Source organism: Pseudomonas sp. TUM25319 (genome assembly GCF_056388475.1).
Genome location: NZ_CM150751.1, coordinates 1,512,849 through 1,537,234 on the forward strand (window position 1 = coordinate 1,512,849; position 24,386 = coordinate 1,537,234).

Below are 24,386 nucleotides of genomic sequence, written 5' to 3' on the forward strand. Positions count from 1 at the left end.
CGTCCCGGCGTGCCGCCGTCGCGCTGTCGTGCTGCGCATCGAGCTTCGCTGCGCGAGTCTCGCCCCTGTCGGGCTTCCATCACTGACGCCTCCGTCCCGGCTCGTTGATCCGGGCCTGCGCGCTCCGCTTGCCAAAAATCGACTCTGTGCAGTGGGCGGGTGTGGGCGGTCTTGCTGTTCCCTTCACCGTATCACGGCGTTCTCGCCGTCAAGGGCGGCGCGCGCCATGCGCGCTTGCGTCCTGGCGGCCGTCTGCGACCCCTGACTGCTTGCGCTGCGCCGTGCTGCCGCCGGTTCCGGGCAATTCCGCCCGAGCAACCGGAGCACGATCATGTCGCAACTGTCCTTTCCCTCGTTCGATTCCTGTCTGCTGGTGCGCGACGCGCACGGGCGCTATCTACCGGCATCGGCCGACGACATTCTGGAAGCTGCGCGCCAGGTCATTGACCGGAAAATGCGGCGCGGAGCAGAGTTCACTTCGCCGGCGGCGGTCAAGGAATACTTGCGTACAAAGTTGGCCAGCTTCGAGCATGAGGTGTTCGTAGTGCTGTTCATGGATACGCGCCATCGTCTGATCGAATACAGGGAGATGTTCCACGGCACTATTGACGGTGCGTCGGTGTATCCGCGCGAAGTGGTCAAGGAGGCGCTGCGGCTCAATGCGGCGGCGGTCGTCGTTTCGCACAACCATCCGAGCGGAAACCCCGAGCCGAGCGCGGCTGACCGGGCGCTGACCCAGCGGCTCAAGGAAGCGTTGGGTCTGGTGGACGTGCGCGTGCTCGATCACATCATCGTTGCGGGCAACGAAACGGCATCGTTCGCCGAGCATGGGCTGATCTAGCCCAAGGGGCTTCGGCCCCTTTTTGCTGCGCCTGGTGGCATAGCTATGGCCCTCGCGGCCTGATGCTCAGGCCGTCGCAACCTGAATCATCTCGTCGTAATGTTTCTTGTCCACCTCTTCCAGCCACTGGAAGATGTTCCCGATGACGCTGTGGCTTTCGCCTGCCAAGTTTTCTGCGGATTCCTCTGTTATCTCAATAACGTCGCTATGTGAATACTTATTGATAAAGCGGTAGATTTTTTCTTTAAGCTCTGGTGTCGTGATGGTGCAATCTTTTAGGCCAGCCTCCATCAATTGACTAATGTCGCTTCGACGCCTTGGATATTTGAAGGTGAAAAACGATTCAACAAGCTTTCGGGCGAGGTTGGCGGTCAAGAACGCCTCATCTCGATTGAGTGTTGTGTGCGCCCTATATTCGTAGAGCTTCTTGAAGATATAGTGGTACTCGGAACCGTAGTTCTTGAGTGAGTCGTCGGCATCCACAAGTAGGGAGTGACGAGGGGAGCCAGGTGGCGCATCCAGGCGATAAAAGAAGCAATTCTCGGCGTTGCCTTTTTTGACTCGATTCCTATTGGTGCCAGTGAACCAGTCTCTCACTAGCTTAAAGTAAGTGAAGTTGTGAGTCAGCACAAAAAGTTGCTTGGCTTCAGTGCATTGCGTTCTCAAAAACGAGTAGGCGTGAAACAAGTGATTAGAATCAAAGCTTGAGACCGGATCGTCAACGACGACGATCGTATCCTTGATGTTATTTCCATTTTCTTTGAGCTTCGTGATGAAATAGACAAATGCAATCGCAGTTTTCTCACCTTCGCTCAAATTCCCATCGTGCTCACCAACCCCGTTTCTGATGATCTCATAGCCTTTCTTCTTCTGATTGAAGTTCAGGCAAAGCTCAGAGCGGCCAATGAAGCGATGCAGGATGTCATTGAACTCCTTTGCCCCGACCGTTTCATTCGAGAGCGCCGCTTCTATGGCTCCGACCTCTAGACTAATTTTTTCAATTTCCTTATGGTCGTTCTTTGCTTCTGACTCAAGGTCATTGCACTTCTTCTCACTTCCAGCATAGTCAAACTCTTGCACCTCAGCCGCAGCAAAGTGAAGCTCCAGTGCCACCTTGCTTTTTGAGGTCTCAGATTTGAAATTTGAAGTCTTATTGTTGTGCTTTCCAACGAGAGCAACAATCGATTTCAGGATGTCATTGAAATTGGTGACATCGTCTTCAACCACATCCGAGATCTGAATGTCTGTCTTCCCAGGGTCTGTGATCTTGGCCTTCAGGGCTTCCCGCCAGGCGTCGATTTGCTGGTCGATCTTTTCAGCAGCAGTTGCGTAGTCCTTTTGAAGCTTCTCTGCCTCGGCCGATAGTTCTTTATAAAACTCGGTCGATGCGGGAAACTGATTAGCTGGAGCGCCTTGAGATTCAATCCATGTCGCCGCGTTCTGAAGTCGGCTCTGAAACTCCGTGAACTCCTTGCTGAAGTGGGCAGCAAGCGCCTCGGCACGAAGCTGGGCGAACGGAGAGCCGCAGAACTCGCAGGATTGCGAGTCGTGGTTTTTATGGATTTCCAAGCCTGCTTGAACCCATTCGCGGATTTCCGGGTTATCGGTCAGCCGCTGGATTGCTTGATTGACCGCCGTAGTCCCAATCAAATCTCTGATGCGGCCCGCCGCTTTCTTAAAGTAGTCCGGCTCAATGGCCGTTGAGGCGAAAGCAATGCTTGGAAGCTGATCTGGCTTGGCGGCATTCGTAAGGTCGATAACCCTCTCATCTGGAAGAACCGACTCCGCCTTGATAATTGTCTCGCCGTTATTCTGTATGAAGTTGAAGAGCTTGCGGCGGTCGTAATTCAAGTAATAACTGTCGCTCGTATCAATCGCCTGAAGTCCAAGCTTCATTTTCTTGGCAGCATTGGTCAGGAACTTCTCTAATGCCTCACGCTGCTTCTTGATATCGCTTTGCTTGTCGTCGTGAGCCTTCTTTTTCGACTGAAGCTCGCTCTTCAGCTTCTCCAGCTTCTGCAAGTCATCAATCTTCTCTTTCGCAATAAGAAGGATGCTCTTTACGGATTTGTCCCAATCAATGTTCTCATGCACGAAGCGTTGATTGAAAACATGAATATTCAATTGGGATGAGTGGAGTGTGGATTCCGTGATCGTTGAGCCATCCTCCAGAACTACTGAAAATTGGCCCGTGCTGAAGCGGGGAACCATCGAGCGAAGCTCAAAGCAAGAGAATAGATTCGATAACGTTGACTTGCCTGTTCCATTCCAACCATAGACCAGGTTGTACCGGCCGAACTTTTGGATCTTCGTTCCATTGAAGTCGCTGAAGATTCCGAACTGTTTGAGGCGGTTGATGCAGACAATCATCTCTATATCTCCGTGTTCTTGCTTTCCCATCATTTGCTTGCGAAACAAATGGTAAACGAAGAGTCCTCTTGCGTCTCCGCTTCGCGGATCGCGCTGCTCCAGGTTCGCTAGTCGCTCATCCCTGGCGGGACTGGCTTCGCCAGCCTTCCGCATCGCTGACGCCTACGGCCCGGCTTCCAGCTTCGGGCCTGCGCGCTTCGCTTGCGTGCGGTCAGCACAAAGGGATGGCCGTTGCCTTGTCCAGCCGTCTCCCCTGACTTCATCACCTTACCCGCGACCGTAGCCCGCGACCGTGTGCCGTCAAGGCGCGCAGGGCCGTGTCCTCGGCTGCGCCTGCGGGCCGCACCAACCCTGCGCTTGGCTCCTTGACGGCCCCCGTCCGCGCGCTCCTTTGGGCGCGGGCGATGAACTCAGGAAAGACGGTGGCAACAGGGCCAACCGGGTTCCTCGTGCCGACCGCACCAAACAGCCGAAAGGCTGGGCTCCGAATCTAGAAATCCGGTGTGCGGTGTGAACAGCAAACCTCTTTTGTCAGGAGAAAGACCATGCAACTCGCATCCCGTTTCGCTTTCCGCTCCCCCTCGCTGCGCAGCGATTACCCGCTGTCCGACGACCAGATTCACCGCGTGGCCCCGTCCATCTTCGCGGATGCCCCGCACGAGAGCCGTTCGCAGCGGTACGCCTATATCCCCACCGCCGCCGTGCTGACCGAGCTTCGCAAAGAAGGCTTCCAGCCTTTCATGGTGACGCAAACCCGCGTGCGCGACGAAGGCAAGCGCGAGCACACCAAACACATGATTCGCTTGCGCCATGCCAGCCAGATCAACGGCGCGGAGGCCAACGAAATCGTGCTGCTGAACTCGCACGACGGCACCAGCAGCTATCAGATGCTGGCCGGAATGTTCCGGTTCGTGTGCAGCAATGGCCTTGTCTGCGGCAACACCGTGGCCGATGTGCGAGTGCCCCATAAAGGCGACGTGGCCGGTCTGGTCATTGAGGGGGCTTACGAAGTCTTGAGCGGTTTCGATCGGGTGAAGGAATCGCGCGATGCCATGCGCGGCATCACCTTGGACGATGGCGAATCCGAAGTGTTCGCCCGCGCCGCGCTCGCCCTCAAGTACGACGACCCCGACAAGCCCGCGCCCATCACGGAATCGCAAATCCTGATGCCGCGCCGCTTCGACGACCGCCGCCCCGACCTGTGGAGCGTGTTCAACCGCACCCAAGAAAACCTGACCCAAGGCGGGCTGCGTGGCCGCAGCGCCAACGGGCGCCGACAGCAAACCCGCCCGGTGCAGGGCATCGACCAAAACATCCGACTAAATCGCGCCCTCTGGCTGCTGGCCGATGGCATGCGCCAGTTGAAAGCCTGAATCCCCACGCGGCAGGGGCAGGCAGCAGCCCTTGTCGCTTTCTTCGCTGCTGCATCCCTGAACCGATAGGAGTTATCACCATGAACGCCGTTACCCAAACCGAAGCCCGCGCCATCAACACCGCCGCCGCTATCCCGCTGGAAGCCGCTGATCCGACCAAGAACCTGATTCTGGTTCCGCTGTCGCGGCTGGTGTCGCGTCCCACTGGCCGCAACGTGCGCAAGACCCCGCGCATGTCCATTCCCGAACTCGCCGCCAGCATCCAGCGTGTCGGCCTGCTGCAAAACCTCATCGTGATTGCCGCCGCCGATGGCGAGCATTACGAGGTCGTGGCCGGTGACCGTCGCCTCGCAGCGTTGAAGCTGCTGGCGAAAAAGCACCGCATTAGCAAGGAATGGGAGGTGCCTTGCCTGCTGGTGGCCGATGGCACCGCCCGCACGGCCAGCCTCACCGAGAACGTGCAGCGCGAAGCCATGCACCCCGCCGACCAGTTCGAGGCGTTCGCCGCGCTCGTGGCCGAAGGCCGCAGCATCGAGGACATTGCAGCGGATTTCAGCGTCACGCCGCTGGTGGTGCAGCGCCGTCTGAAACTCGCCAACGTGTCGCCGCGCCTGCTGGCCGACTACCGGGCCGAGGCCGTGAGCCTTGACCAGTTGATGGCCCTCGCCATCACCGACGACCATGCTGCGCAGGAAGCCGCGTTCTACGATGCGCCCACATGGCAGCGCGGCCCGCACAACCTGCGCGACCGCCTGACCGAACGCGAAATCGACGCCTACCGGCATCCGCTGGTGCGCTTTGTCGGGCTGGACGGCTACGAGCAGGAAGGCGGTGGCATCCGCCGCGACCTGTTCGCGGAGGGCGACAAAGGCGTGTATCTGACCGATGCCGCACTGCTGGAACGGCTGGCGCAGGACAAGCTGGCAGGTATCGCCGCCAAGGTGCAGGCCGAGGGCTGGGCGTGGGTGGATGCCACGCCGGGCATGACCCATGCCGATCTGCAAGCCTTCCAGCGTGCGCCAAGGGAACGCCGCAGTCCGAACAAGCGCGACGCGCAGCGCATCGAGAAGCTGCAAACCAAGCTGCACGAACTGGCCGAGGCGGTGGATGCCGCGCTGGACGACGAGGACGAGGAAAAGGCCGATGCCTTGCAGGAAGAAGGCGAACGCCTGGGCGAGCAGTTGCAGGCGCTGGAAGATGGCTTGCTGGACTATGCGGCCAACGTGAAGGCCGCAGCCGGTGCCATTGTCACCATCGACCGCGACGGGCAGGCCGCGATTCATCGCGGGCTGCTGCGCGAAGCGGAGGCCAAGGCACTGCGCACGCTGGAGCGGCTGCGGCAGGGTTTCGGCAGCGAAGGCGAAGCCGCGAACGAGGACGCAGGCGAGGACGACGAGCAGCCCAAGACCGCCGCCATGTCTGACCGACTGGCGCAGCGGTTGAGCGCGCACCGTACCGCTGCGCTGCAAATCGAAGTTGCACGGCATCCGCAAGCAGCGCTGGCCGCCGTGGTGCATGGCATGGTGCAGACCGTCTTGCAGGAAAGGCACTACGGGCACGACCTGCCGCTGGGTGTGCGCCTCACGGTGCAAGACCGGCTGGAAGGCATGGCCCCGGACTGGCCGGAATCACCCGCCGCCGTGGCGCTGCGCGAACTGCAACAGGTGGCAGGCGAAACCTTGCCGGAGGACAGCGCCGAACTGTTCGCCGCGCTGCTGGCGAAATCACAGGATGAACTGGTGCGGCTGTTGGCCGTGTGCTTAGCTTCCACGGTGGACGTGGTGACGCCTCGCGCCACGCCGCACCAGCCCGGCGCGGAACTGGCGCAGGCCGTGGGGCTGGATATGGCCGCGTGGTGGCAGCCCACCAATGAGGGTTACTTCCGGCATGTGCCGAAGGCCGCGATTCTGGAAGCCGTTGGCGGGTTCGCGCCCTCGCACGTCACCCGACTGGCGAAGTTGAAGAAGGGCGACATTGCCAGCGAAGCCGAACGGCTGGCCGCTGGCACCGGCTGGATGCCCGCCATCTTCCGCTCCGAAGGCCCGCAGCAGACCGGGCAGGACGCGCCGGCGGATGGCGAAGCCGAAGCACAGGAAGAAGTGGCCGCCGTGGCGGATGACCAGCCGCAGGCCGAGGCTTTGGCCGCGTGACTTCGCACCGTAGATAGCGCCCCGGTTCCGGCCGGGGCGCTTCATGTTGAGGATGCCTGCCATGACCCACCAACCCGCAAACCGCCCCCGCATAGCTGCGACCTATGCCTCCGGCACGGTGCGCGCCCGCCGCTGGCACGGCGACGGCGACGTGCGCGGCTACCGTCCGCCGCGTGGCTGGACGGCCCGCGCCGACCTGACCGATCTGCATCCCCTCACGGGCCGCGCCTTGCCGCGCGCCGTGTGGTGGATCATCGAAACCAAGGAATAACGAGCCGCACCGGCCCCAAGCCGTGCCGCCTTGGGGCCGGTGGTCGAAAACTCCGGGCGCGGCGGTGGCCGCGCCCGGTTTCACTGCTCAAAGCCAAAACGCCCCATCGCCGCCTTCGGACAGGCGGCGATGGGGCCACGCACAAGGGCGCTCGTGCGCGAAATCCACGAAGCCAGCAAGTGTGGCGGCGCATCGCGCCGCCAACGATTCGACCGAGCCCCGCCGCAATGGGCGGGGCTGGTGTGGCTACGCCCCGGCTTGCTGCGGCAGGTTGCACGAAAGCGTGCCGTCCCCGACGCTGGCGGTTCGTTGTCTGTACGTCACGAAAGACGGTTCACCGACACGCCGCCCAGCCTCGCTTCTATGGAGCTTCCACACCACGCCTCAGTATGTGGCCGTGAGCTGCGGCAGGGGCGCTCTGGCCTTGTCGTCGGGGCATTGACCTGGCCCGCGTCAGGGCGCAAGCCGGTGCAGCCGTCACGCGGGGATGCCGAGTTGGCCACGTCTCCATTCGGGAGCGGGCGGCCTGTGCGTCCTTGTCTTGTTGTGAATCCTGGCGGTGGCGCGGCTGCGCCTTGTGCTTGATGGCCGCAACCTTGCAGCGAAAACAATTTCCCCTGCGCTGCGCGCATTCCTCGCGGGACAAATTCTTTTCGCTTCCAGGTTCTCCACGTTGTTGCGACCGCTGTGCGGTGCGACCAGCCCATCCCCCGCCGGCCGGATCACAACAAGGACGCACTGGCGCGACCTTGTTCAACCCGAAAGGAGAAACATCATGGCTAACATCGGCACCTTCACCGCAGAGAAAGACGGCTTCACCGGCACGCTTCGCACCCTGACGCTCAACGTCAAGGTCAAGCTGGTTCCCAACGACAAGGGCGACACCGAGAACGCCCCCGACTTCCACCTGCAAGCGGCTGGCCACGAAGTCGGCGCAGCGTGGAAGAAGACCAGCGAGGCCGGGCGGGAATACCTGTCCGTATCCATCGACGACCCTTCGTTCCCGGCGACGGTCTATGCCCGCCTGATCGAGAACGAGGACGGCACGCACGACCTGATCTGGTCGCGCAACAAGCCGAAGGCGGCCTGACAGCCGCTTACCGCGTCCCGCCCACTGCGGCGGGGCGCGATGCTGCTGATCGCAGCACCGCACGCGCAGGATTTCTGCTGCTGCCGCGTGCTGGATACGCCCGTCACGGCGGGCCTGCATGCGTGCCTTGTGGCTCGCAATCCGTGTCAACGAGCGGTGTGTGGCGTGTCGGCGCTGTAAGCGCCGCCGGGCTTTCGGGCTTCGCCCCGTGCCGGCAAGCCGTCACGGCCATCCGGCTTCAATCCCTCACGCCTTCGCGCCTGCGGCGCTGCGCGCTCCGCTTGCTGCAATTCAGTACCACACGCCAACGCGCTAAGGCGTGTCGGGCTCTTCCAATATCGCCCTGAGTTCCTGGCGCACCTGTGCCAGCAATTCATCAGCTTCGCGGGTGCTGTCACCGGCATAAGCCAATGTGAGCAGCGTGAGCGGATGCACTTCCATGACCTCGCACAGATCGGCCAGCTTCTGGATGGTTGGGCTTTTCAGGTCGCGCTCCAGCGTGCTCATGTAGGTGCGACTGGACACGTTGGAGAACGCTTCCTGGCTCAAACCACGCGCCTTCCTTACCGTCCGAATCGCCGCTGCCAATGAGTTCTTCGCTGCCACCTATGGTTTCCCCAAAAAACCAAGATGACAGCCCATTGCGCCCTATAGGACTACAATCTATAGTGTTCATTTGGTGGTGATGTTTTCCTTTTCCGTGCTTTTACGGAGATCCGCATCTGCGGATTTCCTCAGACCCAGGGAACCGCATCCGTGTCTTTCCTGACTTCCACCAATACGCCTTCGTGCCTCTCCGCTTTTGCGGCTTCGTGCGCTTGCGCATACGTGCATCCGTCCGCAGGCACAGATGCGCCTCGGCGATTGCGTGTGTTCGTGGAAGGGGCGCGGCCTTGACCACGCTTGTCACCGAGGAAGACCGGGTGCACCTACTGGCCCACGGCCTCACCCGCGCCGCAGGCCAGGAATGTGACCCGCTGCCCGTGGTGCGCCTGTTCACACCGGACGCACATGCGACCTGGCTATTGGCCGCGCTCGATCCGACCGATGGCGATACGGCCTACGGCCTGATCGACCTCGGGATCGGGATGCCTGCCCTGGCGACGGTGAAGCTGTCCGATCTGGCGTCCATCGTCGGGCCGCTCAAGCAGCCCGTGATACGAGATCGGTATTTCCAGCCGACGCGGCCGCTGTCGGAATACGTTCGACTGGCTCAGGAAAACGGTTCGATCACCGATTGACGCATTCCAGCGCGACCAGGCAAAAAGTATCGCATTGTGACTATTTCGGTCTTAGCCAAGACCTGGCAAGTCTTGATCCGCATGCTTGCACCAGGGTGGTGCGCTCCTGACCAAAACAGTCATGATGCCAGGCGCGAGATTCGGCACGGTGTTCAATGCTGCACCCCATTTCCGGGCGGTGCAGTCGTCGCATTTAGACGATTTCGGCAATGCACTGGAGCGAATCTGTCTTGACACCAGCAGTTAAAGCGTAACCCGAGTTTGATGACCACTTGATGGCGATTCGATAGCTCCCGCACAGCGGAATTGTGGCGACGTTCCCAGAAACAGGGAGGTTTCGCCATGACTGACCGCAGCAGCCAACACTGGTATCCCACGGCCGCGTATCTCTACACGCTGCACCTCGATGGCCCAGCGCTGGCTTGGGAGTATTTGCGCAGGAATCCAAGCTACCGGCGCGACTGGCTACGCCGGCGTCGCAAGCCTGATGCGGCGCAGGCCTGGGGCCTGCGCCTGCTGGAAGATCCCGGCCTGGATGCGCGCGACGCACATCCTGCTTGGTTCCCCGATCACGATGCCGTGGTGCAGCTATACCCCGACGCCGACCCACCACCCGATGCGCATACCTTCGAGTTCTGGCGCATTCCTGGGCGCAAGCAACTGACCCACGACGGCAAGCGCCTGGTGCTCGTATCGCATTGGCCAGGCTGCTGCGTTCGGCTGGCACTCGCACCCGACCTGGAAGATGGTTCGGCCTATCTCTACGCCACACGCGCCTGCGCCACGCCCTGTGCGCGCTACCGCACGCTCGCTGCGAAGCTGGATGCGCTATCTGCCGCAACCGTGGCCACGCCTGTGGCAACAGCCCGCTCCCGCCCCACGCCCGCCGCGCTGCTGGAACTGCATACCTTGCAAGCGCTCGACGCGACCCTCGCGGGAGCCTCCTTGCGCGAGGTGGGCGAAGGTCTGTTCGGCGCGGATGCCGTCGCGGCCGACTGGCACAAAGACAGTGCATTGCGTGCCCGCGTACGGCGGCTGGTACGCCGCGGCGATGAGCTGATGCACGGCGGCTACCGCCGACTAGCGCAGCTTCCAATGTTCCCGTCGCATTAGGGGGGACGTTTCTCGACCCGTGCGAATCGTCCCTTAGCAAGAAGCCTTGCTTTCTTGAGAGTGCCTCTATCCGGCCGCGTGGTGTGGCCGGGCTTGATGGAGGTACATCCCATGCGACCTGCTCCCTCGCGGCCTGCCGCCGCTGCCGTCACTGCGACCTCGCAGCCTCAACGCTACCTGACAAACGACGAAGCCGCCGACTACCTGCGGCTGTCGCCGCGCACGCTGGAGAAGCAGCGGGTGATCGGCGGCGGCCCCAAGTTCCGCAAGTTCGGCCGCCGCGTCATGTACGCGGTGTCCGACCTCGATGCCTGGGCCGACCAGCGCAGCTACGAGGCCACGTCCGATCCCGAATACGCCGAGCGCCACGCGGGCGACTACCGTGATGGCCGCTGATCGTCGGCGCGTGGGTGGCCTTCGCCATGTCCAGCCCGCCAGGGCAAGCCTTGCCGCAGCGCGAACAGCTCGATCTGTTCCGCGCGCTGCCGGGCGACATGGCGCCACGCGATTCCCAGGACTTGATGGCCTTTCCGTTCTTCTCGCTTGCCAAGTCGCGGCGCACGGCGCCGATCGACTTCCGCAGCGGGAACGTCACCATTCGCGTGGAAGGCACGCAGGAGCACGGCATCGCAACGATATGGGATGCCGACGTGCTGATATGGGCCGCCTCGCAGATCGTGGAGGCGCGCGACGCGGGCCTGCGCCCGTCGCGCTGGATACGCGCCACGCCTTACGAGATTTTGCGCTTCATCGGGCGCGGCACGTCCCTCAACGACTACCAGCGCCTGAAGGCCGCCCTCGACCGGCTGCAATCGACCACGGTGGCCACGTCCATCCGCGAAACCACGGGAAGGCGCTTGCATCGCTTCTCGTGGATCAACGAGTGGAAGGAACTCGCCGACGCCAGCGGCACCCCGCTGGGCATCGAGCTGATCTTGCCGGACTGGTTCTATGCCGGCGTGCTCGACGCCGCCCTGGTGCTGACCATCGACCCGGCCTATTTCCGCTTGAAGGGCGGTATCGAACGCTGGCTGTACCGCCTGGTGCGCAAGCATGGCGGGCGGCAGGAGCACGGCTGGCAATTCGACTTCCGACACCTGTACCGCAAATCCGGCAGCGCGGCCCGCTTCTCGGACTTCGCCTACGACGTGCGCGCCCTGGTGGCGCGGCAGTCGTTGCCCGGCTACGTCCTCGGCATCGAGCGGATGCCGGACGACAACACCGAGCTGCTGACCTTCCGGCCCGTGCCGCACGCGGCACGGGGATAACTGCGGGAGAACCTGTGGACGGCCTCGTGCTATCAGGAGTACCGGGTATCGTGCTATCAGGAGTACGACCCTCGTGCTATCAGGAGTACGAAAACGCCGGAAAGCCAACAACGGCGCGGGTTTGCGTTCCCTCTAACTTACCTAACAAGAAATACATAACTTTTAGTAGAAGCGCGCCGTTTCGGTGGACAACCACGAAACGGCACGGCCAGGCCGGCTTTCCAGCTCGGAGGGCCGCGCCATGATCTTCGCGTTTCTCAACCAGAAAGGCGGCGTCGGCAAGACCACGCTCGCCACGCACATCGCCGGCGAACTGGCGATGCGCGGCCTGCATGTCATCCTGCTGGATGCCGACCCGCAGGGGTCATCGCTCGACTGGACGCAGCGGCGTAGCCAGCAGGGCCTGCCCCGTCTGTTCAGCGCCGTGGGCCTTGCCCGCGAAACGCTGCATCAGGAAGCGCCAGAACTCGCCAGGCGGGCCGATCACATCATCATCGACGGCCCGCCGCGCATCGCCGCCCTCGCGCGTTCCGCGCTGCTGGCGGCCGAGCGCGTGCTGATCCCCGTGCAGCCCAGCCCCTACGACGTATGGGCTTCTGCCGAGATGGTCGCACTGATCCGCGAAGCACAGGTGTTCCGGCCAGCGCTGCGCGCGGCCTTCGTCATCAACCGGCGCGTCAGCACCACCATCATCGGCAGGGAGGCACGGCAATCGCTGGCCGAACAGCCGCTGCCCGCGCTGCGCTCGGAGATCCACCAGCGCATCGTCTTTGCCGACAGCGTAGCCGCTGGCCGGCTCGCCCGCGAAACCGCGCCCGACAGCGCCGCTGCCCGCGAGATCGCCGCGCTCACCGACGAACTGCTGCGGTGGCCGACATGACTGGGAAGCCACCACCACGCAGCAAGCGCGTCGGCATCGGTGCGCGTCCCCCAGCGAATCCGCACGCCGAAGCGTGGATTCGCCAGGGCGACGCAGATGCCGTGCAGAAAGGCGACCTCTACACCGCTCGACTGACGCTCGACATCACGCCCGCCATGCGGGCGCGCATCAAGGTGTCGGCCTTCACGCGAGGCGTGACCGTAGCCGAACTGCTGCGCGACCTGCTGGAGCGGGAGTTTCCCCCGGAGGGCACGCCGTGAACGCATCCGCTTCGACCGCCCACACCCCCAAAGCAAGTGCGCCCACGGCTGCGCCGCCGCCGGCGCCTTCGACACTCGCCGGCCAGGCCGGCAACGTGCCGCTGACGCGCGTGGCGCTGGCCTACATCGAACCGCGCTTCAAGCTCTACCTGCGCTTCGGCGAACCGGCGCGCACGCTCCAGCTCGACCGCTGGCGGCGCTGCGCCGTGTTCCTGCCGAACGCGGTTCTGTGCCGCATCCGTTGGCAGGCCAACGACTACGGCACGATCCGCTGGCAGCTCATGGTGATGCAGACCGCCACGCCGCTGGACGCCGTGCAGCGCATCCCCGGCGTGCAGCCGGGCGCGCGTCTGCTGCTGCACGCCGAAGGCGATGCCAACGTGCGCGCCGTGCTGGAACGCATCGACGGCATCGAGGCGCTGGGCATCGCAGCCGCAGACACATCGCCCGCGTACTGGCGCACGCTCGCGAACCGGCTCGCAGCGCGCTCGGCGCTACCCACATACACCGCAGAACGGCACGCCGCCTGGCTGGCCGGGAGGGCATTGCCATGACCACGATTTCCACGACCGGCCCCGTGCCGCATCCTCGCTCGCGCCTGCGCGCTCGCCTCGTGCTGGCAGGCTTCGCCACCGTCGGCCTCGCTGCGCTGGCCTGGGCGGCGTTCGTGCAGCCCCTGCCGCGAATGGCCTACAACCCGTCCGACAGCGTGGCGGTCGGTTGGTATCGCATCGAACCGTTCGACCCGCGCACCGCCTCGCGGCCACGTCCGCTGTCCGTGGACAGCATCGTGCTGATGCCGCTGCCCGACAGGGCCGCCATGCTGGCTGCGCAGCGCGGCTACCTGCCGACCCGCGTTCCGCTGCTCAAACGTGTGGGCGCAGTCGCGCCACAACACGTTTGCATCGTCGCCGGCCAGGTTCGCATCGACGGCGTGCCGGTGGCCGCCGCCCTGCCTGCCGACCGGCTGGGCCGGCCGCTGCCATCCTTGCAGCTTTGCCGCCGTCTCCAACCGGGCGAACTGTTCCTGTTGAGCGCGACCAACCCGGCGTCGTTCGACAGCCGCTATTTCGGGCCGGTCAGCGCGTTCGCCGTGATCGGCGTTGCGCATCCGATCTGGCTGGAGACACGTCCATGATGGCCGCCGATTCGCTGCACTTTGCCGCGCCTCTCATCGTGCCATCGGGCATGTCGTTCTACTGTTCGTCGCCGTGTCGTCGCGCGTGCAGTGCGGGTGCATTCGCACCGCACTTCGCGCTGCCTTCGGCGCAGCCGCCCAACGTGCAGGCGTCTTGCCTCGAACGCGCCTGGCCTGCGGCCATTGGCGTGTTCGCCGGCGGGCTGGCTGCTCGTGCAGCAGCGCCGCCGGGCCGCCGATGCCCGGAGCGGGAGCGAGGGGCAAAGGCGGAAGGCAAGACAAAAGGGTTCGGCACTCTGCCGCCCGCAAAGCCAGTCTGCACGTGGGGGTGGCGCGGCACGGCGCGGCTTCGCCGCCGTGCCGCGTGGGGCGCGAGGCACGCGCCGATGCAGGCATGTCCGCGTGCTTCGCACGCTCGGACACGCCGGAGCTTGCAGGGAGCACAGCCATGACCGACCGCGGCGACCATGATTTCTGGGTGCGCCCTGGCGCGCCGAAGAACCGAGGCAAAGGCCAGGGCCAGAGCTTCGTTTCCAAGGTGCTCAAGCAGGCTGGCAAGGCCAGCGGCGGCAAGTCGGCGGTGCGCCGTCCTACCGCTGGCGGGAGCGGCCAGCACGCCGGCCAGCGGCCCGGCTCACGGCTTGGACGCGGCCATACGGCGGCGCGCTTCGCAGGCGCAAAGCTGACCCCTATGTCACGGCGCGTGACCATCAAGACGCTGCTGGTCAACCAGCGCAACGCCAGTCCGCAGTCGCTCGCCAAGCACCTGCGCTACATCGAGCGCGACGGTGCCGGCCGGAACGGCGAGCCGGGCCGTGCCTACGGGCCGCAGACCGACGAAGCCGACCTCGATGCCTTCAAGGAACGCTGCCAGGACGACCGACATCATTTCCGCTTCATCGTCTCACCTGAAGACAGTGCGGAGCTGGACGACCTGCGCACCTACACCCGGCACCTGATGAACCGGATGGAGGCCGACCTGGGGACGCGGCTGGATTGGGTGGCGGTCGATCACTGGAACACCGACAACCCGCACACGCACCTGATCGTGCGCGGACGCGACGATACCGGCAAAGACCTCATCATCGCGGGCGACTACATCGCCCACGGCTTCCGCCATCGCGCCGCCGAGCTGGCGACGGAATGGCTGGGGCCGCGCACCGAACTGGAGATCCAGCAGACCTTGCAGCGCGAGGTGGAGCAAGAGCGGTGGACGAGCCTCGACCGCACGTTGCAGCGCGAGGCCGGCGAGGATGGCCGGGTGCAGATCGAACGCTTCAACGAACCCCGGCTGCAACGCCAGCGCCTGCTGCTGATCGGCCGCCTGCAACACTTGCAGCGCCTGGGCCTGGCCGACGAGGTGCAGCCCGGCACCTGGGCCGTCCATGCGGACGCGGAGAAGACCTTGCGTGCCCTGGGCGAGCGTGGCGACATCATCCGAACGATGCAGCGGGCCATGAGCGGCAAGCCTCGCGAGCTGGCGGTGTTCGAGCCGGGCGACGACGGCCGCACTATCGTCGGTCGCGTGGCTGCTAAGGGTCTGGCCGACGAGCTGCACGACCGCGGCTATCTGGTCATCGACGGGTTGGACGGCAAAGCCCACTACGTCGCGTTGGACGCCCGCGACGAGCTGGCGAACTATCCCATCGGCGCGGTGGTGGAGGTACGCGGTTCCGCCGAGGTGCGGGCGGCCGACAAGAACATCGCCACGCTGGCGAGCAATGGCCTGTACCGCACCGATCACCACCTGGCGATCGAGCAAGGCCGAGCCAAGCCCGGCCGCGACCCGCAAGAGGCTGTGGCGGCCCATATCCGCCGGCTGGAAGCCCTACGGCGGGCCGGCATCGTGGAGCGCGTGGCCGAGGGGTTATGGAAGGTGCCGGACGACTTGGCCGAGCGTGGCCGCCAGTACGACGCGCAGCGGCTGGGCGGCGTGGCGGTCGAACTGAAATCGCATCTGCCGATTGAACGGCAGGCCCGCGTCATCGGCGCGACCTGGCTGGATCAGCAGTTGATCGGCGGCGGCAAGGGACTGGGCGACCTGGGCTTTGGCGGCGATGCTAGGCAAGCCTTGCAGCAGCGCGCCGACTTCCTCGAAGAACAGGGGCTGGCCCAGCGGCGCGGGCAGCGGCTGATTCTCTCCCGGAATCTGCTGGAAACGCTGCGCAATCGGGAGCTGGCGCAGGCCGCCCAGCACATTGCCGCCGATAGCGGATTGGAGCATCGGCACGTCACAGACGGGCAGCGCGTAGCCGGCATCTACCGGCGCTCGGTCATGCTCGCCAGCGGTCGCTATGCGCTGCTCGATGACGGCATGGGATTCAGTCTGGTGCCTTGGCGGCCGATAATCGAGCCACGACTGGGGCAGCAGATCGCCGCGACTGTACGCGGCGGCGGTGTGTCATGGGAGGTTGGACGGCAAAGAGGTCCTGGGATTGGATCGGGGCCGTAGGCTGTCGTACCGAGTTAAGGTGTCGAGCAGCGTTTTGGCCCTAGCTTCTGTGCTCCGTTAAGACGACTAGTCTGTGCTTATCGACGACGCTGTGGGTGCATGGTTGCTTGCCAATTCCGGTGCAACTCGCAAACGCGCTGCCCCGACCTGAACTGCCCATTCAACGATCTGCCCGGCCAATATATCCGTGGCGACACCGAACGCGCTCACCACATCGGCCTCTCGCTTGCTGCCTGTGGCTTGGATTGCTTCGAAGCGTCTACTGGCAATAGCAGTCCGTTTGGCCGGATCGACCAGTTGCACATCGAGCCGAACCGCGGCGATCGCTTCAGTGCCGCGGTATTCGAGCTGGAACGCCCGCAGCGTACTGCGCAACTCCATATCGGCGCTCATTGGGGTGCTATCGGTAATCACGGAAGTCGACCGCCCATCGCGCATGAAGGCTTCGACGATTCGGTCACGCAGCAGCACCGGTGCGGGGTCGGCCCAACGCACTCCTTGCCAAGCCGACAAGCGACCATCGGGCTGCGCAATGAACAGCCGCTCCGAATCCAGGACGCGACTACTCTCAGGGGCGTAGACGCGCAGCGCCCCGGGTCCCGGAACGGCGCGCGGCGTACTCTCCGCCTGGGCGATGTGATAGTCGGGCAATTTGTAGGTGACCATTGGAGCTGCTTTGGGAAGCACACTGCACGCGGACAAGCCGAGTACTAGCGTCATAGTCACGGCAGCGACGGGAATCATCCTGGCGGAAGTGTTCACGGCTTGGTTTCCTCAATGTTCTCTCCACCGAGCAGGTATTGCGCCGGATTGCGATCCAGTCGGCGCAGCACGGTGTTTAGATTGGCCAGCGCCTGCTGGAGTTCGTGCATGGCAGGACCTGTGGCGGCCAAGCCCTGGTTCAGCGATTCCTGATTGTTTTGCAGTAGCGTCTCAACCCTGAAAGCGGCGCGTTCGAGGGATGCCGTTGCATCACGCGTGTTCACCATGATTTGCTTACCATCGTTATTTAGTAGCAGGTTGGCATCGCGAAGAGTGCTATTTGCTTGGCGCACGGCAGCTGTCGATTCTCTGCTTGCTTCGGTCAGATTGCTGATTAACGTCGCGATCTCGGCCCTCTGGTCAGCGACCGCGCCCGTGGTCTGTTCAAGATTCACCAGACTGCGGTGCACAAGAGCCAAATTCTCCTTCGACAGTAACTCCTGCGTGCGCAGCAAGATGCCGTTGAGTGTCGTCATGCTGTTCCCCTCACCGGAGACCAGGGATGCCATCGCCGAACGTGGTGCGAGGATCAACGGTTCCTCGTCCTCTCTCCGATCCAGCAATGGCACGTTTGGCCCACCGTCGCTCAACTCGATCACCGCGTTGCCGGTAATTCCCGTGATGACCAATTCAGCGCGGGTATCCTGCCGGACCGGGATGGTGGCATTGATGCGTACGCGCGCTATCGCCCGCCTTGGGTCTCGCGGTGAAAGAGAAAGTGCAACGACTTCGCCAATCGTGATTCCGCTGTACTGAACCTGGCTGCCGGGCGTAAGCCCGGTCACTGGCTCATCGAACATAATCCGGTAATACTGGTAATCGTGGTCGGAACGTGTGTCGCTGAGCCAAAGCGCGAAGCCAATACCAATCGCACCGAGCAGCACGACGAACAGACCAATGAATACATGATGGGCACGTGGTTCCATGATCAGACCACCTCGTTCTCAGAGTTTAAATATTGCGTGCGCCCAGCCCAATGCGTGCGCGACGGAAGAATGATGCAGATGCGGAGGGGTTTCATGGCTGCGTCTCTTGGCTGGAAGCACCAGTGGCCTGTGCGGCCGCACGGCCACGGGGGCCGTGAAAGTATTCCTGTATCCACGGGTGCTTGAAGCGCTCGACTGCCTCGATGCCGTCGTTGATGAGTACCTTCTGGTTCGCCAGGACCGCGACACGGTCGCATATGGTGTACAGCGTATCGAGGTCGTGGGTTACCAGAAACACCGTGAGGCCCAGTGCATTGCGCAGGGTCAGAATCAATTGGTCGAAAGATGCAGCCCCGATTGGATCCAGTCCTGCGGTGGGTTCGTCAAGAAACAGGATGTTCGCATCAAGCGCCAAGGCTCTCGCCAGTGCTGCTCGTTTCACCATGCCTCCGGACAACGAGGCCGGATACTTGTCTCCCGCTCCGGCAGGCAACCCCACCAAGCCCAGCTTGCTTCTTGCCAAACGCTCGGCAAGAGGCCGCGCCAGACCGACATGCTCGATCAAAGGAAGAGCGACGTTCTCCAAGACGGTCAGCGATGAATACAACGCGCCCTTCTGGAACAGAATGCCGAACCTTCGCTCCATACGCGCGCGCGCAAGCCATTGGGCTCGCAGTAGGTCGCGCCCCCCGATACGGACCACGCCCGAATGCGGCTTCTGCAGCCCGACGACGCTACGCAAGAGCACGGATTTCCCGGTGCCTGACCCTCCCACCACGCCAAGGATTTCCCCGCGCCGCACGTCCAGGTCTAGGTCCTGATGGACCTGCTGGGTTCCAAACCTGTTGTCCAGGCCGCGCACTTCAATAGCGTGTCGCACACCGTTGTCGGTGTCTTGCTTCACCGCGCTCACCAGCCCATCTCCATGAAGAACAGTGCAGCGATGGCGTCTATCAGGATCACCATGAAGATTGATTGCACGACACTAGACGTCGTGTGGTCGCCTACCGACTCAGCGCTACCGGCGACCTTGAACCCTTCATGGCAGCCGATAGCGGCGATCATCACCGCGAAGAGCGGGGACTTGCTCATTCCGACAAGAAAATGGCGCACCTCGATTTTTTCCTGCACGATGGCAAGGAACTGTGCGGGAGGAATTTCCAAGCTCAGTGCGCATACGGTGGCGCCGCCCGCAATGCCAGCCAAGATGCCTACTAAGGTGAGCAGTGGCAAGGACACAAGAAGCGCCAGCACGCGTGGCAGCACCAGTAACTCGATGGGGTCGAGCGCGTTGGAGCGAAGCGCATCGATCTCTTCATTTGCCTTCATCGAACCGATTTGGGCGGTGTACGCGCTTGCGGTACGGCCTGCAATCAATATGGCCGGGAGCAGCACTCCGAACTCGCGCATGAACGAGAAGGCGACCAGATGCACCGAGAAGATGCTCGCACCGAAGTTGGCCAGCACCGTTGCTCCCAGGAACGCCACCACCATTCCTACCATGAAGCTCAGTAGCGCCACGATGGGAATGGCGTCCACCGCTGATCGCTGGATTTGAGCGATCACCGAGGTCGCGCGCCAGCGACGCGGGTGACGAACGGTACGGCTCCATGTTTCGATGATCTGGCCCACGAACCCGGCCAGACCAAGACACGCACGACAGCCCTGTTCCAAGGTCAGGCCTATGCGTCCCAGACCGCGGAGCAGAGGATTCCCGCTCACCGCTGCTTTCTCCGTCTTCTGCTGATCGGTAGCAGCGGCGGCCAGCGCTCTCATTAGGGCGAGGCGATCCGAGGACAGATTTGGAGCTGCCTCCGGCCGGTCGAGTATCGAGTCTGGCCCGAGAATTTCCACCAGCAGAGCCGCGCCGGCGGTGTCCAGTCTCTGGACTTGCGTCCAGTCGAGTAAGGGAGTGGCGTACCCCTCGGCATGACTGATGCGGGCGGCGGACACGGATTTTGCCAGACTGGCGTAGTGCTCTATCGTCCAGTCGCCACCCGCCAGCCATTTGTGATCACCGCCGACCATGGCATCCTGCCGGAGCCAAGCCTGTGAAGCGTTGCTCATGGCTGCGTGTCCCGCCAAGCGCTGTCGATGCGCTCGATGCAGTTCGTGATCGCCGCTTTGGCATGACCCAGCAATGTGTACGAACCGGCGAACTCTTTAATGACGTTGCCGCGCTCGAAGCAACTGGCGGCAGCAACCCGGCGTCCCGTCCTTAAATCGACTGCTTCGAACTCTAGGCTGGCACCACCCGTCGTCACGGGTCCAACCAGCAGGGTCGTCATTGCATTGACTGCCCGATTCGGTGTCTGCAGTTCGGTGACCGCTACACGCACCCGAACCTGTCCCGCGCCACCTGGGGGGGCGGGACTTTTGCCTTCCTGGCGTTTCAGTTCGCTCGTCACATGGTCTAGCACTTCGCGCTGCTGCGCGTCATCGAGCCCATCGATGCGACCCGAGGCGGTCTTGATCTGCGCTTCTTCCACCACGACAGCGGCATAACGCTTGGGCTCGAATCCCGCTGCGCGGTACATCAGTACGTTCTCGTATCGTGTCGGCGATAACTTCTCGTAGTCGCCGAGAAATCCGGAGCGCGTCATGCTGTTGGTCGCGCATCCAGAGAGCGCGCCTGCTACGCAAAAAAAGATGCCGCCGCGGATCAATGCAGTTTTGCTCTTCATAATGGGTCTCCTTGATCAAACGAAACTAAGACAGGCAATGCCTGCTGCGATGAGGGCGGTGCCAGACCAGCGCGTTACCGATGCGACATCGCCTAGTAGGAGGGCGCCGACGCCCAAGTTTCCAAGTAGCCCGATTCCTGCCCAGGCTGCAGAGGCCGCGCTGATCGGAATCCGCTTGAGCGCGAACCACAAAAGTGCGCCGCTGGCCGCCATGCACGTCACTGCCACACAGAGGCCGACCCAGCGCATCGGACCGCCCGCCGTGATGGCCCGCAGGCCCAGTGGATAGCCCGCTCCTAGAACCCCTGCGGCAATGACAATCGACCAGGATTTCCAGATCAGCGGATGGGTGCTGAATCGCATAAGCCTAGCGAGACATACGCATGAAGCGTGGGTGCATACGAATTCTGAGAATGCGCAGCACGCGGCGGCTCGCAAGAGACTCATGAGCGATCTCCATGCGCGGTGGCGACACTCAGGTTCCACGGCCCAATTCGCTTGATTCCAAACAGGACTTCGTAAAGCAGCGGAATCAAGCCCAACGTCACCAGCGTTCCGAGTGCCAGCCCACCGATCATCGCGATCGCCATCCCTTTCCATAATGGTCCGGAGAAGAGCATGAGTGGCACCAGTCCCGAAATGCAGGTGACCTTGGTCATCACGATTGGACGAAGCCGTTGTATCGCGGCCCCAACCAAGGCTTCATGGCGTGGCAGGCCTTCCGCTAGCCCCTGGTCGATGCGTTCCAGCAAGAGCACGGCGTTGTTGACAATGATCCCGAACAGGGCCAGTACGCCGAAGGTCGCCATGAAGCTGAAAGGTGTGCCGGTCAGCTTCAGAGCCAATACCACGCCGATAAGCGTGAAAGGGATCGTCGCGAGGATCACACCGAGCTTGCGGAAAGAATTGAACTGCCATACGAACAGCATCAGCATCGCCAGAAATGCGAGGGGCATGTAGGTCGACAGCGCGGCGTTCGATTCGGCGGCTTCCTCGATCTCGCCGCCAAGTTCAACCGAGTAGCCCGCGGGCAGGTCCAGGGCAGCGACGCTAGGCGCCAGGCGGTTGATGATCTCCTGGGCGGTGTAAGAGGTGTTCTGTCCTTGCACGGTGATCGTGCGGATGAGATTGCGCCGTTGGATGACCGAGGGCTCGCTCGCGAGCGATACGTCTGCGACCTGAGCCAGCGTCACCGCTGGACCGCCGTTGGTGGGATAGATGAGCGTCGCGCCTACGTCTGCCGTGCTGCGACGCTCGCTTACGATACTGCGCAGGACGATCGGGACGGAGGTGTCACCGTCGCGAATAACCGAGATCGATCTGCCGCTGTAGCGGACATCCAGCCCGCCAGCGATGTCTTCAGTCGTCACGCCCGCCCGACGCGCGCGGTCCTGGTCGACCCGTACGTCGATGCGGCCAACGCGCGTATCCCAATCGTTCTTGACGTTGATGGTGCCGGGCAGCTTGCGCAGCGCTGCTTCGATTTTGGACGCGGCCCCCAACAATACCTCCTCATCCGGACCGCTGACGCGATAAATGGCAGTCCCTGACTCGGTCGCACCGAGCGAGAAACGCTTGGGCTCGGCGCGCACGTCGCCATGTGCTTGCGCAAAGTAGCTGCGGGTGCGGGCGAGGACGGCGTCGATGTCGCTCTTCGGCTTCAATGTGACAACGAAGTACGCGATGTTCGATGCCGGCAGTGGTGGATTCAGGCTAAGGATGAAGCGCGGGCCACCATCGGCGACGTAGCCGATGTGATCGGAGACTTCTGGATTGATGTTCGTGTCGCCCAGCCAACCACTGATCTGCTTCACGCGGGCGAGCGTTTCGCGCGAGTCGGTACCGGGGGCGAGCTGCACCGGAATCTGGAACTGAAGCCGGTCGGACTTGGGCATGAAATCGTACGGCAGGGTGGTGAAGCCATACAGCGCAATGGCAAGCGCCGCGATCATCGACGCTACATAGACCGCCTTATGGTGGAGCACCCACTCCAGTACGCGCCGGTAGCCACGGTAGAAGCGGGTGTCATAGGCGTCGCCCTGCTCCTGCTTGTGATGGGGTTTGGCGAAGTGGTAGCACAATAGGGGCGTGACAGTCAGGCACAGCAGCCACGAAGCGAACAACGTCAGTGCCAGCACGACCACGAGATTGTGCAGATACTCGCTCGTGGCGTTCTGGCCAAAAAAGAACGGCGAGAACACGATCACGATCACGAGCGAGGACGTGAGCAGCGGAATGGCGAGCGTGCGGCCCGCCTCGAGGCAGGCATGCTTACGATCTTCGCCACCGGCCAGGCGGCGTTCGATGTCTTCGGCAATCACAATGCCGTTGTCCACCAACAAGCCGAGCGCAATGATGATGGCGCCCATCGAGACGTTCTGAAGCTCGATGTTCATCGCGCGCATGACGATGAGTGCACTGAGGATCGTCAACGGCACGATCATGCCCACGATGATCCCGGTGCGCCAACCGAGAAATAGCACGACGACACCGAGGACGACGATGATCGTCTCCATCATGACGTGGTTCATTTTGCCCATCTCGTGCTTGACGACATCGGCCTGGAAAGTGACGTATGACAGATCGAAACCCGCCGGCAGCAGCTTCTCCTGGTCTGCAACCCGTGCTTTGAGCGCTTTTCCGAACTGCTCCACGTTCTGACCGGAGGCCATCGAAACCGCCATGACGACAGCGGGCTGGCCTTTGTAGATGGCAGCAGATTCCGGCGGATCGGCTGGCCGCACACTCACCTGCGCCAGTTCACCCAATGCGATCGTCGGCACGGGCGCCGTACTACTTTGCGGTCGTGGCAGCGCGATCGGCATTGCTCGCAGGGAGGGAGCGTCACGCACTTCGCCACTGACCGCCAAGGTTGCATTGATGCCGCCGACAACAATTTGTCCACCCGAAGCGACGACGTTCTGTTTGACGAGTTGGTCGATCACCCCCTGTGGTGTCAGCTCCAATCGCGCGAGCCTAGGCCGATCGAATTCGAGATAGACGCGCTCTTCCTGCAGGCCGTAGAAAGTGATGCGCTCAATACCAGGCACGGTGTACAGGCGGTCGCGCATCTGCTTGAGCGCGACGCGCATCTCGCTCATGGAGTAACCTGGTGCAGTGACCGCAATCGAGGCAACCGCGACGCGGCCGAAGTCTTCGTCGACGAAAGGCCCCATCGTGCTCTGTGGTAAGGCATCCTTCGAATCGGCGACCTTGGCCCGGACGCGCTGCCAGATCGGTGCCAAGTCGGTGTAGCGGTCCCAGATCGTGACCTGGATCATGGCGCTGCCTGCGCGCACGGTGCTCGTCACGCGCTTGACCTCTGCCAGTTCGCGCAAGCGCTCCTCGATCGGCCGGGCAATGAGTTGCTCAACGCGTTCGGCGGGCAGCCCCGGGTTCAACGCCGTGACCATCGCATCGCGGACCGTGACAGTCGGCTCCTCCTGAGAAGGAAAATTCAGGAAGGTCGCGATGCCGGCGACGAAAATGATGAGCGCTACAAAGTAGGTAAGTCGACTGGCGCGCAGCGCCATCTCGGTGATCTTCATGATGAAGTAACCTGGTGGA

23 protein-coding genes are annotated in these 24,386 nt (G+C 62.8%); 14 read left to right on the plus strand and 9 right to left on the minus strand.

Going from position 1 to position 24,386, the window contains the following annotated elements; translation table 11 throughout:
- The first annotated feature begins 331 nt into the window (after positions 1–331).
- Complete coding sequence (radC, locus tag AC05QJ_RS06965; RefSeq protein ID WP_003092330.1) at positions 332–841, plus strand: RadC family protein; 510 nt, start codon at positions 332–334, stop codon at positions 839–841.
- A 66-nt stretch (positions 842–907) separates the two neighbouring features.
- Here the strand turns inward: radC and AC05QJ_RS06970 are convergent, their stop codons facing one another.
- The gene (locus AC05QJ_RS06970; protein WP_001223964.1) at positions 908–3,364 is read right to left on the minus strand and encodes an ATP-binding protein; all 2,457 of its coding nucleotides are present in this window, start codon (positions 3,362–3,364) and stop codon (positions 908–910) included.
- Positions 3,365–3,756: 392 nt separating this feature from the next.
- Between AC05QJ_RS06970 and AC05QJ_RS06975 the strand changes: the two genes are divergently transcribed.
- The 4 genes from AC05QJ_RS06975 to AC05QJ_RS06990 all read left to right on the plus strand — a co-directional run bounded on the left by AC05QJ_RS06975 (position 3,757) and on the right by AC05QJ_RS06990 (position 8,095).
- Complete coding sequence (locus AC05QJ_RS06975; protein ID WP_003092327.1) at positions 3,757–4,584, plus strand: DUF932 domain-containing protein; 828 nt, start codon at positions 3,757–3,759, stop codon at positions 4,582–4,584.
- Positions 4,585–4,664: 80 nt separating this feature from the next.
- Entirely contained in the window at positions 4,665–6,734 is a 2,070-nt protein-coding gene (locus AC05QJ_RS06980; RefSeq protein ID WP_000994919.1) for a ParB/RepB/Spo0J family partition protein, read from the plus strand.
- A 61-nt stretch (positions 6,735–6,795) separates the two neighbouring features.
- Complete coding sequence (locus tag AC05QJ_RS06985; RefSeq protein ID WP_022580212.1) at positions 6,796–7,005, plus strand: hypothetical protein; 210 nt, start codon at positions 6,796–6,798, stop codon at positions 7,003–7,005.
- A 775-nt stretch (positions 7,006–7,780) separates the two neighbouring features.
- The gene (locus AC05QJ_RS06990) at positions 7,781–8,095 is read left to right on the plus strand and encodes a DUF736 domain-containing protein (protein ID WP_001273857.1); all 315 of its coding nucleotides are present in this window, start codon (positions 7,781–7,783) and stop codon (positions 8,093–8,095) included.
- 312 nt (positions 8,096–8,407) lie between these two features.
- On the opposite strand, the gene AC05QJ_RS06995 is transcribed toward AC05QJ_RS06990, so the two are convergent.
- On the minus strand, positions 8,408–8,701 hold the full coding sequence (locus tag AC05QJ_RS06995) for a helix-turn-helix domain-containing protein (RefSeq protein ID WP_006379425.1): 294 nt from the start codon (positions 8,699–8,701) through the stop codon (positions 8,408–8,410).
- 287 nt (positions 8,702–8,988) lie between these two features.
- Here AC05QJ_RS06995 and AC05QJ_RS07000 point away from each other — a divergent pair, with 287 nt between their 5' ends.
- From AC05QJ_RS07000 to AC05QJ_RS07040, 9 genes are all read left to right on the plus strand, one after another.
- Complete coding sequence (locus tag AC05QJ_RS07000) at positions 8,989–9,336, plus strand: DUF2958 domain-containing protein (RefSeq protein WP_016487838.1); 348 nt, start codon at positions 8,989–8,991, stop codon at positions 9,334–9,336.
- A gap of 342 nt (positions 9,337–9,678) precedes the next feature.
- Positions 9,679–10,449, plus strand: a complete 771-nt coding sequence (locus AC05QJ_RS07005; RefSeq protein ID WP_003092318.1) for a DUF2285 domain-containing protein — start codon at positions 9,679–9,681, stop codon at positions 10,447–10,449.
- A gap of 111 nt (positions 10,450–10,560) precedes the next feature.
- Positions 10,561–10,845: a helix-turn-helix transcriptional regulator gene (locus tag AC05QJ_RS07010; protein ID WP_001247107.1), complete on the plus strand. Its 285-nt coding sequence runs from the start codon at positions 10,561–10,563 to the stop codon at positions 10,843–10,845.
- A 26-nt stretch (positions 10,846–10,871) separates the two neighbouring features.
- Positions 10,872–11,717 (plus strand): replication initiator protein A, encoded by an 846-nt coding sequence (locus AC05QJ_RS07015; protein WP_022652188.1) that lies wholly within the window; start codon positions 10,872–10,874, stop codon positions 11,715–11,717.
- A gap of 241 nt (positions 11,718–11,958) precedes the next feature.
- On the plus strand, positions 11,959–12,597 hold the full coding sequence (gene parA, locus AC05QJ_RS07020; protein WP_003092312.1) for a ParA family partition ATPase: 639 nt from the start codon (positions 11,959–11,961) through the stop codon (positions 12,595–12,597).
- A complete protein-coding gene (locus tag AC05QJ_RS07025) occupies positions 12,594–12,857 on the plus strand; it encodes a hypothetical protein (protein WP_000147048.1) in 264 nt (87 codons plus the stop codon). Before parA ends, AC05QJ_RS07025 begins: the two co-directional genes overlap by 4 nt.
- Complete coding sequence (locus AC05QJ_RS07030) at positions 12,854–13,411, plus strand: DUF2840 domain-containing protein (RefSeq protein ID WP_023093372.1); 558 nt, start codon at positions 12,854–12,856, stop codon at positions 13,409–13,411. The genes AC05QJ_RS07025 and AC05QJ_RS07030 overlap by 4 nt, the downstream gene beginning before the upstream one ends.
- Complete coding sequence (locus AC05QJ_RS07035) at positions 13,408–13,995, plus strand: S26 family signal peptidase (RefSeq protein ID WP_003092304.1); 588 nt, start codon at positions 13,408–13,410, stop codon at positions 13,993–13,995. Before AC05QJ_RS07030 ends, AC05QJ_RS07035 begins: the two co-directional genes overlap by 4 nt.
- Before the next feature lie 448 nt (positions 13,996–14,443).
- Complete coding sequence (locus AC05QJ_RS07040; RefSeq protein WP_000132148.1) at positions 14,444–16,447, plus strand: relaxase/mobilization nuclease domain-containing protein; 2,004 nt, start codon at positions 14,444–14,446, stop codon at positions 16,445–16,447.
- Between the two features lie 66 nt (positions 16,448–16,513).
- On the opposite strand, the gene AC05QJ_RS07045 is transcribed toward AC05QJ_RS07040, so the two are convergent.
- From AC05QJ_RS07045 to AC05QJ_RS07075, 7 genes are all read right to left on the minus strand, one after another.
- Positions 16,514–17,113 (minus strand): ABC-type transport auxiliary lipoprotein family protein, encoded by a 600-nt coding sequence (locus AC05QJ_RS07045; protein WP_003124411.1) that lies wholly within the window; start codon positions 17,111–17,113, stop codon positions 16,514–16,516.
- Positions 17,114–17,205: 92 nt separating this feature from the next.
- Positions 17,206–18,135: an MlaD family protein gene (locus AC05QJ_RS07050; RefSeq protein ID WP_000433686.1), complete on the minus strand. Its 930-nt coding sequence runs from the start codon at positions 18,133–18,135 to the stop codon at positions 17,206–17,208.
- Between the two features lie 91 nt (positions 18,136–18,226).
- A complete protein-coding gene (locus tag AC05QJ_RS07055; protein ID WP_024944155.1) occupies positions 18,227–19,039 on the minus strand; it encodes an ABC transporter ATP-binding protein in 813 nt (270 codons plus the stop codon).
- A gap of 5 nt (positions 19,040–19,044) precedes the next feature.
- Positions 19,045–20,202, minus strand: a complete 1,158-nt coding sequence (locus AC05QJ_RS07060; RefSeq protein WP_000063629.1) for an MlaE family ABC transporter permease — start codon at positions 20,200–20,202, stop codon at positions 19,045–19,047.
- Positions 20,199–20,819, minus strand: a complete 621-nt coding sequence (locus AC05QJ_RS07065) for a DUF3313 family protein (RefSeq protein ID WP_000837791.1) — start codon at positions 20,817–20,819, stop codon at positions 20,199–20,201. The genes AC05QJ_RS07060 and AC05QJ_RS07065 overlap by 4 nt, the downstream gene beginning before the upstream one ends.
- A 15-nt stretch (positions 20,820–20,834) precedes the next feature.
- On the minus strand, positions 20,835–21,182 hold the full coding sequence (locus AC05QJ_RS07070; protein ID WP_038421338.1) for a DMT family transporter: 348 nt from the start codon (positions 21,180–21,182) through the stop codon (positions 20,835–20,837).
- 80 nt (positions 21,183–21,262) lie between these two features.
- Complete coding sequence (locus AC05QJ_RS07075; RefSeq protein ID WP_003092293.1) at positions 21,263–24,367, minus strand: efflux RND transporter permease subunit; 3,105 nt, start codon at positions 24,365–24,367, stop codon at positions 21,263–21,265.
- Positions 24,368–24,386 lie beyond the last annotated feature (19 nt).